This window comes from Comamonas sp. HJ-2, from assembly GCF_053615495.1.
On sequence record NZ_JBSIFD010000049.1, the window covers coordinates 1 to 12,768 of the forward strand.

Sequence of the window (12,768 nt, forward strand, 5' to 3'; positions counted from 1 at the left end):
CTACCAACACCACCTCCGCGCCAGTGCTAGCTTTTCGTACCGTCACTTATTGCACTGAAAACGAGGAGACCCCTGGTATGGCAACTTAGTGTTGGGTGAGGCCTATGGCGCGGGAGAGTTTCTGCAAGTTGAGAGCTACAAGAATTTAAGGCGATGGGCTAATGAAGTTCTTCAACGCCCTGCCGTCCAGCGTGGTCGAAAGGTCAACCGTACTTGGGGCAAGCTTTCAGATCAACTACACGAACGTCACGATGCAACGGACTTTGACCTCAAAACTCAAGACAAACTGGCACCTCCAAGTACCACTTGAAACGTGTGTGCTAAATGAACAAAAACCATGCTTCTAGATACCCCAATCTGTGATTTTGGCTGGCTGCTCCGGACTTCACTCTTAAGGCCCCCGATGGCTGGCGTTACCCCATAACGGTAGACAATTTCTATAGTATGAGTTGGAGTGAGTAGCACTTTGTACAGATCGATTTATGCAGCTTGCTTTTGGTCATCGACCGTGTAATAAAACGTGCAATGACTGAGAAAAATTGGTCTAAATAATGAGCTAAGTTTTAACCAGAGAACCTCTGATTAACAGAAAAACAGGCTCGTCAAAATCCCATATGAATCAATGACTTATTGGTGTTTTTGATAAACGTGTAATATTTCGTGTAATTGGGTCAAAAGTTGTGTTTCGCAACTTTTCCAAGGTTTAGTGCACTTTTGCTACGTTTGTGAGCCATCTTACTTCCCAAACGTTACACGTTACGAATAGCAAGCGAACTAAAACCTGTGGAAGTTCAAAGCTACATGGGAGGGGCGTCCAGATTCTGGACGGTTCAGCATTGAGTTGATCAACTTATTGGAGTTGAATAAGCAGGTCAATTTCCAGCGCAGGAGTAGATTTTGCAATTGGCGCTTTAAACAAGCAGGGGAAAAGTTAGGGAAATCCTGCAAAACTTCCCCCGATGTTTGGTAGGAGTCAGCAGGCGATGGCAATCTCACGGCCATGAAGCAAAGCAGCCTTGATCTGAGCCTGAGTACCAAGAAGACCCGCAAGCAGGAGCTTCTTGCCCAGATGGATCTGGTGGTTCCCTGGGCTGCGTTGGTCGAGCTCATCACGCCGTATTACCCCGAAGGCAAGAACGGTCGCCCACCCTTTGCACTGGAGACCATGCTGCGCATCCACTGCATGCAACAGTGGTTCACCCTGTCAGATCTGGCGATGGAAGAAGCCTTCTTTGACACCCCGATCTACCGAGAGTTTGCCCAGCTCGATGCCCATGGACGAATACCGGATGAGAGCACCATCCTGAGGTTTCGCCATCGGCTGGAGAAACATAAGCTGGCCGATCAGATTCTGGCCACCGTCAATGATCTGCTGGCAGCCCAGGGCTTGCTGCTCAAGGCCGGAACAGCCGTGGATGCCACCTTGATTGCAGCACCGAGTTCCACCAAGAACAAGGGCAGAAAGCGCGATCCAGAGATGCACTCCAGCCAAAAGGGCAACGAGTGGCACTTTGGCATGAAGGCCCATATCGGCGTGGACGCGGACTCTGGGCTGGTGCACACCGTCATCGGCACCTCGGGCAACGTGTCTGATGTGGTGGAAGGCAACAGTTTGCTCCATGGTCAGGAGACAGACGTCTTTGGGGATGCGGGCTACCAAGGCGCACACAAGCGCCCCGATGCCAGCAAAGACGTCACTTGGCATGTGGCGATGCGCCCAGGCAAACGCAAAGAGCTGGACAAAGAGAACAACCCCGTTGATGCGCTCATAGACCAAGTGGAGAAGATCAAGGCCAGCATCCGGGCCAAGGTGGAACACCCCTTCAGGGTGATCAAACGACAGTTTGGCTATACCAAGGTGCGTTACCGGGGGCTCAAGAAGAACACGTTGCAGCTCAAGACGCTGTTTGCACTATCGAACCTGTGGATGGTGCGCCACCAACTGCTGGCGGCGCAGGGATGAGTGCGTCTGCAAACAGGCCAGAGGCCGCAAAAGCGGCGCGAATGACCAGAAATGGCGTGAGAAATGGCGCGAAGACGCGAGCAAAACGGCTGCAATTGCGCCATCTAAAAAAACGGACCGGTAGCACTTACTAATCCGAGTTGTTCAGGACATCCTTAGACGCTTTGCTTAGTGCGCGAATCAAAAAAATTTTTTTGAGACCATGCACTGACATCGAACTGTGACAGCCCTAATTATTCGAGCTCAATTTTTAAAGTCGAACTGTTGTAGACCAGTAGCCTATAAAATTAAAAACGTGGAATTTACAGTGCGATTGAATTTGCTTTAGCTATGAAAACTTTAAATTGGTGACATAAATTTTCAATGTATTTACTTCAATCATGGGGGGACACCCTACATTTGATAGTCGAGTTGTTAGCGACCGCTGCATTTGCGTTGTCTGGACTGATGAAAGCTGCGGGTAAAAAGCTCGATGCGGTGGGCATTTGTGTTGTGGCTTTTCTGGCAGCTTTTGGAGGTGGCACCTTGCGCGACTTGCTGCTTGATCAACGCCCGTTTTTTTGGGTGCAACATACCGAAATGCTTTGGGGCGTATTGGCCTTGTGCGTATTTGCTATGGTCTTCATGCGACAGCGGCATTTTGAAGTAACTGAAAGAACAATACTCTGGCCCGACGCGCTGGGCTTGGGACTATTTACTGCGACGGGAGTTCACCTCGCCTTGCAGTCACTCATGCCGCCAGTAGTCGCCGTCTTAATGGGCCTGATCACGGGTGTTTTTGGTGGTGTGCTGCGTGACATGGTTTGCAATGAAATTCCCACGGCTTTCAAAGACCACCGCCCCTACGCGGTGTGTTCTTTTGCTGGTGGCTGGACTTACGTGGTCCTTTGGACATTAGATGCTCCAGACTGGATGGCCTTACTGGGGTGCTTATTTGTTACTGTGTGCCTTCGCGCACTGGCACTGTGGCGCAACTGGCAACTGCCGGCTTGGCGGGCTTGAATGTTAAAAAACTATAACCAATGATGAGGTTGTTTAATTTTTTAGAAAATCACCAACTAAGTTAAGAAAAAAAGCAGTAGAGAGCCGCAAGACCCCTACTGCTTATTATTTTGAACTCTAAATGTTGCCAGCAGCAACTGCATGCAAGTTCATTGAATATCCTGATTTCTTTGCTGCAGCTTTGACGATGGTGTCTGACACCAGCTCAGCTGTCACGGCTGATAACGTCCAACCCAAGTGCCCATGCCCGGTGTTGTAAAAAACATTGGGAGTTCTACCTTGACCCACCCGAGGCATCATGTTGGGCATCATAGGGCGCAAGCCTGCCCAAGGCACTACAGAGCGTGTGTTAACGCGGGGAAAACATTGTTCCACCCATTCAATCAATGGGCGGATGCGGTCTGCGCGAATGTCACGGTTCACGCCATTGAATTCGGCAGTGCCTGCAACGCGGAAACGGTTGAGGCCTAAGCGGCTGGTGACCAACTTGGTTTCGTCATCCAGTAAGCTCACGGTGGGGGCACCCAATTGACTTTCTTCATCGTTCAAGTTGACGGTGATGGAGTAGCCTTTGACGGGGTAGATGTTCACGCGATCGCCTAGCTGAGCTGCAAAGTCACGGCTGCCCACTCCTGCACACACCACCACGCTATCAAAGGTATGCAGGCTTGGGGTGGCGTCTTGTTGTGTCACGGTGATGACAGCTTGTTGGCCATCGCTTTGAATCGACGTCACATCTTGACCATACAGCGTGTGCACGCCGAGTCGTGATGCCGCATTTGCTAGTCCATTGGTGAATTTGTGAATGTCTCCCGTGGAATCGCTCTCAGTGAAGTAGCCACCGTAGTAGGTGCCTGCCAATGTCGGCTCGATGGCTTTCATTTCAGCTGGGGTCACGGCATAGCGAGGTAGGCCCCCCTTGGCCAGCATGACTGACACTTTGCCTGCATGGTCGAACCCTTTTTTGTCACGGTAAATGTGCAGGATGCCTTCCTTCTTCAGGTCGAAATCAATGCCTTCTTCCTGCGCCCAAGTAAACAAGTGTTTGCGGGCTGCGACTGCTAAGCGAGCTGTCTCAACCGTGTTGCGCTCGTAATGGGGCATCGCAGCAATGAACTCTGCAAACCAGGAGAGTTTGTGCCACGTAGGTGCTGGGTTGACCAGCAGCGGCGCATCACTTTTGAGCATCCACTTTAGCCCTTTGAGGATGGTGGACCAATGCGTCCAAACTTCTGCATTAGATGCAGAGAGTTGCCCTCCGTTTGCGAATGATGTTTCCATCGCAGCATAGCGATGGCGTTCAAACAAGGTAACGGAAAAGCCGCGTTTTGCCAAGGCATAAGCTGTTGTGACGCCCGTGATGCCGCCGCCAATAACTGCGATTGTTTTCATAGTGAATGAGCTTTCAAAAACGTCAAAGTGTTGAGCACCAACAAGCCCTGTGCATGGCTGGTGCACCCCCTCTGTTTAGAACCTGAGAGATTCGTGGTCCATCGTGTTCAATGCAACCACTTGCTCCTGCGGTGTGCCGGGTGACTAAGACCAGCAACTCTTCAGAGATATCAACGATTCAAACCGGTCCTTTTGCCTGAGAGTTTCCGGGGTGGTTGCTCCTTCGGCGTCGCGATTTAACGCGATCTCTCCCGATCTGAATTTCATAAAAAAACTACGCCAGAAAGCGCTCAGTCAACGCGACCCAGAACGCAGCACCCACAGGTATGTTGCGGTCTTCAAAATCGTAATTGGGGTTGTGCACCATGCAGGCCCCGTGACCTCCGTTAGTTGCATCGCCATTCCCGATGAATAGATAGCTGCCTGGCACTTTGTCGAGCATGTAGGCGAAGTCTTCACTGGCGGTGAGCGGTTCAGTTTGGAGCACCACGTTATCTGCGCCTACCAACGCCACCGCCACTTCGCGGGCTATTCCCGTCTCAATAGGGGTATTGACCAGCACCGGGTAACCGGGCAAAAACTCGACTTTTGCGGTCACGCCAAAACTTTTCGCCTGTAACTCAACGAGCTCCACAATGCGATTGCGCAACAACTCTCGCACATCCCGATCCAGCGCCCGTACGCTAAGCTTTAACGTGGCGTTTTGGGGGATGACGTTGTTGACCACACCCGACTGAAAAGAGCCGACCGTGATCACGGCCATGTGCAGTGGGGGTACGTTGCGTGAAACGATGGTTTGTAGCGCCATGACAATTGCCGAACCCGCAACGACCGGGTCAGCACTCTGGTGCGGCATGGCACCATGGCCGCCTTTACCTTCAATGTGCACCAGAATGTTTTCGCTGGACGCCATGGTTGCGCCTTCGCGCAATAACAACTGACCTGGCCGAAAGCCCGGCAGGTTGTGCATGGCAAAGATTGCGTCGCAGGGGAAGCGGTCAAACAGGCCGTCTTCAATCATCTTGCGCGCCCCCCCAAGCTTTCTTCAGCGGGCTGAAAGATCAAATTCAGCGTGCCATCAAACGTGGTGGACTTTGCAATATGTTCGGCCGCAGCCAGCAGCATTGCGGTGTGTCCGTCGTGGCCGCAGGCATGCATCAAACCCGCATGGCAACTGGCATGGGGCAGCCTCAGTCCTGATCGGTGTGCGTTTGCAGCCAGGCAAGTGGCGGCATGCCGACGCGGTGGGTGAAAGCGCGGGTAAGCGCTACAGCGCTGGCGTAACCCACCATGGGCGCAATGGACTTGAGCGGCTTGCCTCGTTTGAGCAAACCCTTGACTACTGTGATGCGCCAGGCCGTGAGGTAGTCGAGCGCGGTCAGGCCCGACACCTCTCGAAAGTGATTGGCAAAGCGTGCGCGCGACATGCCTGCGGTTTCGGCCAACGATTCCAGCGTCCATGCATGGCCGGGCCGGTCGTGCATGGACGTGACCGCTTTGGACAAACGTGGGTCGCCCAGCGCCGCCAGGATGCCGGTGGTGACCGATGAAATGTCAAGCAGGTGGCGCAGCAACAAGATGAGCAGGTATTCCATCAACAGGTCCAGCGCAGCTTGCCGACCACACTTTTCGTCAAAGGCTTCCTGGAACAACAGGTCCAACGCGGGTGAAAGACTGGACGACTGGTTCAGCGGAATCACCAGCACCTCGGGCATGGCAGAGATCAGCGCGCCTCGGGCCTCGTCGCCCAGATCGACAGACGCACACACCAGGTCAACACCGTCGGCGCTATCGGGCACCAGCCGGTGGGCAGAACTCTGCGGGAAAAACAACAAACTGGGCTCTTCAACCCTGCTGGCGCGCCCATGCCGGTCGATCACGCTCATGGTGCCCCTGCGCATCAAATGCACATGGCCCACATGAGCTTCGGCCTCAAAGGCGGAGATCTGGCACAGGTTGCCCGAATAGAACACGCGTGCGCTGGGCACCGAGCGGGCAAACAAAGGTGAAAGTCGGTCCATGGCGGCGCTTGATACTTTGGGTATGCTTTCTTGTACTTTCAGTGATTATACGTATCGCACAATTCACTGGTGCATGTCGCACAGCCATTCAAAACGAGAGTTTCACCATGACACGTATCGCACCTGTATCACTTGCCCAAGCCGACGCCACCACCCAAGCCACCCTCAACGGCGTCAAGGCCAAGCTCGGCATGGTACCCAACCTGTTTGCCACCTTCGCCCAGGCTCCAGCCGCCCTGAACGGCTACCTGGCTTTCTCCGACGCACTGAGCAAAGGCCGCTTGAGCGCCGCCCAGCGCGAGTTGATCGCATTGGCCGTGGGCCAAACCAACGCTTGCCAGTACTGCTTGTCTGCACACACCCTGATCGGTAAAGGTGCTGGTTTGTCGGAAGCAGCCATCCGCGCAGCCCGAAGCGGCACCGCCGAAGGCGAACAAGACAAGGCCTTGGTTGAGCTGGCCATCAAAATCGTCCGTCAGCGTGGCGTGTTGGCCGACAGCGATCTGGCCGATGCCGCAGCAGCGGGTGTGGACCATGGCCTGGTCATCGAAGTCACCGCCAACGTGGCCCTCAACGTGTTGACCAACTACACCAACCACATTGCCGACACCGACGTCGACTTCCCAGCCGTGCCAGTCGCCCTGTAAAGCCCAGCCTCGCTGACAAGCGGGGAACGCCAACGGCCACCTCCTGGTGGTCGTTGGCGCAGGTGGCCGTGTTGCTCCTGTTGGCACACAGATGGCCTTCACTCCTGCGGCCAAGCTCGCCCTCATTGACGGCAACAACTTCTACGTCTCCTGCGAACGCGTCTTCCAGCCCTGGCTGCAAGGCCCTGGGCATCAAGTTGTGCGCGCCTTATTCCAGCTGCGCGAGTCATCCATCTCCTCGCTCATCCCCACCATGCCCCAAGGCAAACCAGCGGGCGTGCCCTGCGTGCAACTTGACGAACAAATGCGCTGCAAAGTTTTTGGGCAACCCGAACGGCCCGCGATGTGTGGGCAACTGCAAGCGTCGGTGGAGATGTGTGGGGATGTGGCCGATGGCGGGGTGCACGCCCGGGCTTGGCTGATGCGGCTGGAGGAATTGACGCGGCCGGGGTGAGTGCGGCCTCATCGTTGGCAGCCCTTTACGCCCAGTCACCAACAAGTCATCCCCCCGCCCCGCTTGCCGCTAAGCTGAATCCCTTTTGCTGACCTGCGGAGCACAGCCATGGCGTTTGAGATTCCTTCCTTAAAAGATAGCGTTCACCCCGATGAATGGCAGCTGCGGCTGGGCTTGGCCGCGTGTTACCGGCTGGTGGCGCTGTATGGCTGGAGCGATCTGGTGTTCACCCACATCAGTGGCGTTACCCCATAACGGTAGACAATTTCTATAGTATGAGTTGGAGTGAGTAGCACTTTGTACAGATCGATTTATGCAGCTTGCTTTTGGTCATCGACCGTGTAATAAAACGTGCAATGACTGAGAAAAATTGGTCTAAATAATGAGCTAAGTTTTAACCAGAGAACCTCTGATTAACAGAAAGCCAGGCTCGTCAAAAATCCATATAAATCAATAATTTATAGGCAAAAACGATAAACGTGTAATAAACCGTGTAATAAGCCAAAAGTTACATAATGTAACTTTTCTGAGGTTTAAAGCACTTTTGATGTGTCCTATAGCATTTTACTCGGCAAATGATGAGCCAATCAAAAGGCAATCAAACTAGGAGCCAAGGGAAATCAAGGTTTGGTGCAGTAGTGAGACGAAAGTAGGGTGCATTGATCGAGTTCAATTTCGGGAGTCGAACTCAACGAAATGAGAAGCATACGAAGTGAAAACCGTGGAATTGACTGTGCGATTGCTCGCACTTCATATGCTGCTCATTAATTTCTTGTCTGATCAACTTACTTTGCTTGCCGTAAATCTGCCGAACCGATGTATTCTTTGAACTGCTTGCACCAAATTAGCACACTCGTTACGTCTTCTGGGTTTTGCGTTGGCAGGAGATAGAAAGCGGCACCATTAGGCTTTTTAAGCCGGCTAACTTCAATTTGTTGAACGCTAAATTCATCGTTGTCCTTGATGGCAGATTTGCTACTGATGTAGACATGGTAGTCAGGGCCTGGGCTGGATCTAAAGTTCTCGCTTGATTGCAAAAATAATTGATTTCCTACCTTTATGACAGACCACTCGCCAGAGGAGTTGTGGATTAAATCCTGCCCCTTTGCTGTTTTGTCAATCTGTCCTCGTTTGATGAGTTCGCCTTCGATTTTTTGGTGATCGTCAAATCGCACTCTTAGGTCTTGAGCATGACCACGAATTGCATCTAGCAGCTGTGCATTTGCATTTGGCACTGTGCAAAGAAGTATGAAACTTAAAAGTAGATGAAATTTCATAGCAATGATTACTCCGCTAGCTCCAACGAGTGAAGGACTGACTTGAGATCTGGCCCGGAATAATGCGGGCGAGGTGTCAAAGCCTCAAACGGCAAACCTTGTCGATTGACCCAGTGCGTTGTAAAGCCAAACCAAGTAGCACCTAGTGCATCCCATGCATTGCTTGATACGAACAGAATTTCATCTTTGTTTACGGGAATCGTCTGTTGCACAAGTCCATAGCTTTCGGGCGATGTCTTGAAAAGGCGTATTGAATCTACTGATATGACTTGATCTAAGACATCTTCCATGCCCGCGCTCTTGACAGCTGATGCCAGCATGTCCACGCTGCCATTAGAGAGGATGGCAGTCGTAACACCACTAGCTTTGATTTTCTGAAGGACTGCCAAATTTTCAGTAAACGGGGTCAGGTGAGCGTATTGCTGCATCAGTTTTTCTACCTGATCCGATTCACGATTTAGTTTCAGTCTGTCTAGGGTGTACTCCAATGACAGGCGTGTCAGCTCCCAAAATGGACGGAAGTATTGACTGCCAGATGCGTTGTGCGGATCAGACTGCGTAATCAACCTTGTGTACTCAATTTGCTTGTCGCGCCACTTCACCGCAATGTCAGCCCCATGGCTTGGGTAGAGCTCTTCAGCTAATACTTGGATGGAGTAAACATCAAACAATGTGCCGTAAGCATCAAAAACAACTGCTTTTATAGTCATGAAAATTTCCTAGTTGGGAATCAAACTACTGTCTTTGCATCTTGACCAAACAAAATGGATTTGGCGTTCTGGTCCACAGTAGGCGCGGTATTGATCGACTTTGCGATGTCATAGGCCTTTTGTGTTGCCGGACGACTTCCAATCCGTTCAAACCATGAAGATAGGTAGGGGAACTGGCTCATGTCTTGTCGTTGGCGTTCGTGTGGGACAACCCATGGATAGGAGGCCATGTCGGCAATAGAGTACTCACCGCAAATGTATTCGCGACCATCTGATAGATGCTTATTCAGCACGCCATACAAGCGTGATGTTTCTTTGACATAACGATCAATGGCATACGGCAGTTGCTCTGGTGCGTACTGGACAAAGTGATGGTTCTGACCAGCCATTGGGCCTAGACCACCCATTTGCCAGAAAAGCCATTGCAGGCATTCATTTCTTCCACGTAAGTCCTGAGGGATAAATTGTTTCGTCTTGTCTGCCAAGTACAAAAGAATGGCACCCGATTCAAAAATGGCAATGGGTTCGCTTCCACCAACAGGTGTGTGATCTACGATGGCCGGTATGCGATTGTTGGGCGCAATTTTCAAAAAATCAGGAACGAATTGTTCGCCTTTGCTGATATTGATTGGTTTGATGTTGTAGTCAAGACCTGACTCTTCCAAGAACATCGTGACCTTGTGGCCGTTAGGTGTGGTCCAGTAATAAAAATCAACCATGCCTCACACTCCAGAGGCTTTCAGGCGCTCGTTAGATGGGAACAGCTTTTTGCGTGCGTCTTCATCCATTTCGGTTTTGAAAGCAAACTTGGTCTTCAAGGCTTCTGCTCGTTGCGCCGCAGGACGTGCGTTGATTTCATCAAGCAAGCGTTTAACGTGCGGCAGTTTTTCCCAAGCATCAGCACCCAATACAAAGGGGACGACGCGAGCCCAGCCCCATACCGACATGTCCACTATTGAGTAATCATTGCCCATCATGTACGGCTGATGTGCCAAGTGGTCGTTGATGAGGTTCCAATGACGCCATGCTTCAAAGTCATAGCGGTTCACTGCGTATTCTTTGGGCTCTGGAGCGAAGTGCTTGAAGTGGACAGCCTGACCACAGTAAGGGCCAATACCTGTGGCTACAAACATCAGCCATGAATACATCTCAGCTTTGTTCTTTGGCGTCCCTACAGGCACAAACTTGCCAATCTTTTCGCCCAAATAAAGCAACATCGCATTGCTATCAAAAACTCGAATGTCGTCGTCAAGCATGGCTGGCGTCTTCGCGTTCGGGTTGATGACCTTAAAGCTATCTGAGTGCTGTTCGCCTTTACGTGTGTCGACAGGAATGAGCTCATAGGGCTCTCCTGTCTCTTCAAGGTACAGGGCAATCTTTAAAGGGTTGGGCGAAGGATGGAAATAAAACTTGATCAAGATGAACTCCTTTTTGCTTATGAATGAAAAACTTAAATGAATGCCAGCCAAATCCCGAGTGGCAGAAAAGCCAGACTCAGTAAATGTCCAACGATGACTGTGGAAGCCACCTTGTTAGGCTCCACCTGAAATTTGTCTGCAAGCATGAAATTGAAGACTGCCGATGGCAAGCATGCAAAAAGGATCAATGCCCCACGCTCTAGTCCTTCCAATGGAATGAACCAAAGGGCCAAAAGTACAGCAGCAAGCCTGATGATCAAAATAAGCACGCCTGAGCGAACACCTACCCATGCGTCCGCCACTTGACTGCTGGCAAGTCTTGCTCCGAGTGACATCAACATCATCGGGACCAGTACACTGCCAATCATGGTGCAGGATGTTTGAACCCACTCCGGAAGTGTTATCTGCAATTGAGAACTAGCAACACCCAATACGGTTGACCAAACAAGTGGGTTGGCATAAACCATCCGCCAGTCAACTTTGCCGCTCATCACGCCAGCACCAAGCGTGAAATGCAGGATATTAGAAATCACCAACAAAACGACCGCGGGAGCCATGCCCTCGGGTCCATAGGCAAGTGCAATCAAGGGAATGCCAATTGGACCAACATTAGTGAACATGGCACACGGCAAAAATGCTTGCACTGATGCGCCTGAGAATTTTGCGAATGGCCAAGCGATCAGGCCAGTCAGAAGAATCAACACGATCGATGCCCCAGTGAAAGACATGGCAGAAATGGGATCGAATGATTTAGCGGACAACGAGATAAAAATCAAAATAGGCAGTGCGATGTCCACCACCAGTTTGTTGGCTCCCCCTAGGTCCGGTTTGACGCGTCGGCTGTAGAGAAAACCAACCAGCACAAGGGTAAAAATTGGCAGCGTGATGGATGCGATTTTTGAAAACATGTGCCCTCACTTGTTACGTGAAAAACTAGAACAGATTGCAGTATCCTGCACTTGGTGCAACAATTCGTACATATAAATTTGCAATTCGTACAAATGGACGCTCCGCGCTTAGATCGACTCACCGCCTTGCTTGAGGGACTTAGTCCGAAAGTAACCTTGGCAACTAAGCCAGACGGGTTTTCGCTGCACATCATCAAGACGGGGACATCTGATCATCCAACCGACAGTTTCTCGGGTATTCAGCAGGACGCCTTGTCATTGTTGGTTTGCCCTGCGGCGAGCTATTTTGAGAATCTTCTGCAAGCAGATCAGCAGTGCTGCATGAGCTTTGATGTTGTCTTTGATGGGCCAATGGGGCCTAGCTTCTTAGCGGAGCAATCTAAGCCAATCTCAATCGTCATGAAGGATGCTGATCCATCGTTGGTGCAAGTCATGATGCTGATTGCAAACGAAATGCAGGCCAGTCGTTGTGGACAACCCTTCTTCATGAATCGGGCAGGCGATATTTTGTTGGTTAGCTTGATGCGACACCTGACTTCTCGACCACAACAATCCACAGGGTTGTTTCAGGCTTTGTCAGATCCGCGGATTGCTAAAAGTTTGGTAGCGATGCATTCCAAGCCAGCCCATCCTTGGACCTTGGAAAGTTTGGCTAACTTGGCTGGAATGTCGCGAACATCATTTGCCAATTACTTCAAGGAAGTGATGCAGGTATCACCAGGAAAGTATTTAGAAAACTTGAGGTTAGCTATTGCGCGGCAATTGGTTGACACCGGTATCGGGTTGAAGCAAATTGCAACGCGAACTGGTTATTCCAGCCCATCAACATTATCTAGGGCGCTGGGTCGCGTTGCTTAGATGACAAATTGGCGTTACCCCCAAACAGCATAAGCCACAAGGGCTTTGTTGCACAAACCAGCCCCATTGCACTGGTAACCTCGGCGCATGAATGAACCCCAAGGGCCTAAGACCCGCT

12 protein-coding genes, 2 pseudogenes and 2 riboswitches are annotated in these 12,768 nt (G+C 51.3%); of the genes and pseudogenes, 6 read left to right on the top strand and 8 right to left on the bottom strand.

Going from position 1 to position 12,768, the window contains the following annotated elements; all coding sequences use genetic code 11:
* The first annotated feature begins 1,000 nt into the window (after window positions 1-1,000).
* Window positions 1,001-1,963, top strand: coding sequence for an IS5 family transposase (locus ACWGXF_RS23790; RefSeq protein WP_046462844.1), 963 nt, complete (start codon window positions 1,001-1,003; stop codon window positions 1,961-1,963).
* 363 nt (window positions 1,964-2,326) lie between these two features.
* Window positions 2,327-2,965: a trimeric intracellular cation channel family protein gene (locus ACWGXF_RS23795; protein WP_092701314.1), complete on the top strand. Its 639-nt coding sequence runs from the start codon at window positions 2,327-2,329 to the stop codon at window positions 2,963-2,965.
* Window positions 2,966-3,082: 117 nt separating this feature from the next.
* Here ACWGXF_RS23795 and ACWGXF_RS23800 read toward each other — a convergent pair whose 3' ends face one another.
* The 3 genes and pseudogenes from ACWGXF_RS23800 to ACWGXF_RS23810 all read right to left on the bottom strand — a co-directional run bounded on the left by ACWGXF_RS23800 (window position 3,083) and on the right by ACWGXF_RS23810 (window position 6,378).
* Complete coding sequence (locus ACWGXF_RS23800) at window positions 3,083-4,357, bottom strand: D-amino acid dehydrogenase (RefSeq protein ID WP_044398507.1); 1,275 nt, start codon at window positions 4,355-4,357, stop codon at window positions 3,083-3,085.
* Between the two features lie 61 nt (window positions 4,358-4,418).
* A riboswitch (glycine riboswitch) is annotated at window positions 4,419-4,531 on the bottom strand.
* Window positions 4,532-4,621, bottom strand: a riboswitch (glycine riboswitch).
* Between the two features lie 10 nt (window positions 4,622-4,631).
* Window positions 4,632-5,545: pseudogene (locus tag ACWGXF_RS23805) on the bottom strand (amidohydrolase); the annotation flags it as partial.
* 2 nt (window positions 5,546-5,547) lie between these two features.
* Window positions 5,548-6,378: an AraC family transcriptional regulator gene (locus ACWGXF_RS23810; protein WP_044398509.1), complete on the bottom strand. Its 831-nt coding sequence runs from the start codon at window positions 6,376-6,378 to the stop codon at window positions 5,548-5,550.
* 107 nt (window positions 6,379-6,485) lie between these two features.
* Between ACWGXF_RS23810 and ACWGXF_RS23815 the strand changes: the two genes are divergently transcribed.
* The 3 genes and pseudogenes from ACWGXF_RS23815 to ACWGXF_RS23825 form a co-directional block, all read left to right on the top strand.
* Complete coding sequence (locus ACWGXF_RS23815; RefSeq protein ID WP_044398511.1) at window positions 6,486-7,025, top strand: carboxymuconolactone decarboxylase family protein; 540 nt, start codon at window positions 6,486-6,488, stop codon at window positions 7,023-7,025.
* Window positions 7,026-7,224: 199 nt separating this feature from the next.
* Window positions 7,225-7,479, top strand: a complete 255-nt coding sequence (locus tag ACWGXF_RS23820) for a hypothetical protein (protein ID WP_052521058.1) — start codon at window positions 7,225-7,227, stop codon at window positions 7,477-7,479.
* A gap of 108 nt (window positions 7,480-7,587) precedes the next feature.
* Window positions 7,588-7,731: pseudogene (locus ACWGXF_RS23825) on the top strand (class II aldolase); the annotation flags it as partial.
* Window positions 7,732-8,264: 533 nt separating this feature from the next.
* Here the strand turns inward: ACWGXF_RS23825 and ACWGXF_RS23830 are convergent.
* The 5 genes from ACWGXF_RS23830 to ACWGXF_RS23850 are packed head-to-tail and all read right to left on the bottom strand — an operon-like array spanning window position 8,265 to window position 11,792.
* The gene (locus ACWGXF_RS23830; protein WP_081770863.1) at window positions 8,265-8,756 is read right to left on the bottom strand and encodes a DM13 domain-containing protein; all 492 of its coding nucleotides are present in this window, start codon (window positions 8,754-8,756) and stop codon (window positions 8,265-8,267) included.
* An 8-nt stretch (window positions 8,757-8,764) separates the two neighbouring features.
* Window positions 8,765-9,466, bottom strand: coding sequence for a haloacid dehalogenase type II (locus ACWGXF_RS23835; RefSeq protein WP_044398513.1), 702 nt, complete (start codon window positions 9,464-9,466; stop codon window positions 8,765-8,767).
* Between the two features lie 20 nt (window positions 9,467-9,486).
* Window positions 9,487-10,185, bottom strand: a complete 699-nt coding sequence (locus ACWGXF_RS23840) for a glutathione S-transferase N-terminal domain-containing protein (RefSeq protein WP_044398515.1) — start codon at window positions 10,183-10,185, stop codon at window positions 9,487-9,489.
* Window positions 10,186-10,188: 3 nt separating this feature from the next.
* On the bottom strand, window positions 10,189-10,884 hold the full coding sequence (locus ACWGXF_RS23845; protein ID WP_043387357.1) for a glutathione S-transferase family protein: 696 nt from the start codon (window positions 10,882-10,884) through the stop codon (window positions 10,189-10,191).
* A 32-nt stretch (window positions 10,885-10,916) separates the two neighbouring features.
* The gene (locus tag ACWGXF_RS23850; protein ID WP_044398520.1) at window positions 10,917-11,792 is read right to left on the bottom strand and encodes an AEC family transporter; all 876 of its coding nucleotides are present in this window, start codon (window positions 11,790-11,792) and stop codon (window positions 10,917-10,919) included.
* Between the two features lie 93 nt (window positions 11,793-11,885).
* Between ACWGXF_RS23850 and ACWGXF_RS23855 the strand changes: the two genes are divergently transcribed.
* Window positions 11,886-12,650 carry a helix-turn-helix domain-containing protein gene (locus ACWGXF_RS23855; RefSeq protein WP_084601294.1) on the top strand — a complete coding sequence of 255 codons (765 nt, stop codon included), beginning with the start codon at window positions 11,886-11,888 and terminating at the stop codon, window positions 12,648-12,650.
* The last annotated feature ends 118 nt before the right edge of the window (window positions 12,651-12,768 follow it).

Bases quoted from the DNA above. Each gene is read 5' to 3' on its own strand.
- ACWGXF_RS23790 (WP_046462844.1), top strand. From the start codon at position 1,001: ATGAAGCAAAGCAGCCTTGATCTGAGCCTGAGTACCAAGAAGACCCGC.
- ACWGXF_RS23795 (WP_092701314.1), top strand. From the start codon at position 2,327: ATGTATTTACTTCAATCATGGGGGGACACCCTACATTTGATAGTCGAG.
- ACWGXF_RS23800 (WP_044398507.1), bottom strand. From the start codon at position 4,357: ATGAAAACAATCGCAGTTATTGGCGGCGGCATCACGGGCGTCACAACA.
- ACWGXF_RS23810 (WP_044398509.1), bottom strand. From the start codon at position 6,378: ATGGACCGACTTTCACCTTTGTTTGCCCGCTCGGTGCCCAGCGCACGC.
- ACWGXF_RS23815 (WP_044398511.1), top strand. From the start codon at position 6,486: ATGACACGTATCGCACCTGTATCACTTGCCCAAGCCGACGCCACCACC.
- ACWGXF_RS23830 (WP_081770863.1), bottom strand. From the start codon at position 8,756: ATGAAATTTCATCTACTTTTAAGTTTCATACTTCTTTGCACAGTGCCA.
- ACWGXF_RS23835 (WP_044398513.1), bottom strand. From the start codon at position 9,466: ATGACTATAAAAGCAGTTGTTTTTGATGCTTACGGCACATTGTTTGAT.
- ACWGXF_RS23840 (WP_044398515.1), bottom strand. From the start codon at position 10,185: ATGGTTGATTTTTATTACTGGACCACACCTAACGGCCACAAGGTCACG.
- ACWGXF_RS23850 (WP_044398520.1), bottom strand. From the start codon at position 11,792: ATGTTTTCAAAAATCGCATCCATCACGCTGCCAATTTTTACCCTTGTG.
- ACWGXF_RS23855 (WP_084601294.1), top strand. From the start codon at position 11,886: ATGGACGCTCCGCGCTTAGATCGACTCACCGCCTTGCTTGAGGGACTT.